Genomic DNA, 428 nt, shown 5'->3' with positions numbered 1-428 from the left:
TCCTTCGTGCCTCCGCGCGAGCGCGTCAGGCTTCGGCGTTCTCCATGCGCTCCCGCAGACTGCGGGGACGTAGCCGATGCGCCGGCCGCGGCCCGGGTCGTGGTCACGGACCACGACGACGGCCTCGCGGACCTGCGGGTCCCGGGTCAGGGCGGCCTCGATCTCGCCGGGTTCGATGCGGAAGCCGCGCACCTTGACCTGCCGGTCGAGAGGTAGCGGGAGGCGGTGGTGCCGACGGCGCTGTCGGAGTCGGGCCCGGTGGGGGGCCGGCGGTGTGACTCAGGAGGTGACGGGTCGTCACATCGGTTGACTCGCCGGGTAAGTCGGGCAGGAGGTCGCTGACGGGTTCGTCCAGGTCGAGGTCGCCGTCATCGGCGAGGAGCAGGACGGCGGTGGCGGTGGCGACCTTGGTGACGGAACCCAAGGGC

At 72.4% G+C, this 428-nt stretch carries 2 protein-coding genes; both read right to left on the bottom strand.

What is annotated here, in order from left to right; genetic code table 11:
• On the bottom strand, window positions 1–192 hold a 192-nt coding region (locus LPA54_RS39725; protein WP_228985264.1), incomplete at its 3' end, for a hypothetical protein.
• Entirely contained in the window at window positions 104–424 is a 321-nt protein-coding gene (locus LPA54_RS42775; RefSeq protein WP_267479271.1) for a serine hydrolase, read from the bottom strand. The genes LPA54_RS39725 and LPA54_RS42775, both read right to left, overlap by 89 nt.
• Window positions 425–428 lie beyond the last annotated feature (4 nt).

Origin of the sequence: Streptomyces sp. DH12, assembly GCF_020873895.1 — a bacterium.
Taxonomy (GTDB): domain Bacteria; phylum Actinomycetota; class Actinomycetes; order Streptomycetales; family Streptomycetaceae; genus Streptomyces.
The sequence above is the reverse complement of the archived record's forward strand: the minus strand, read 5'-3'. Positions and strand labels throughout refer to the sequence as shown.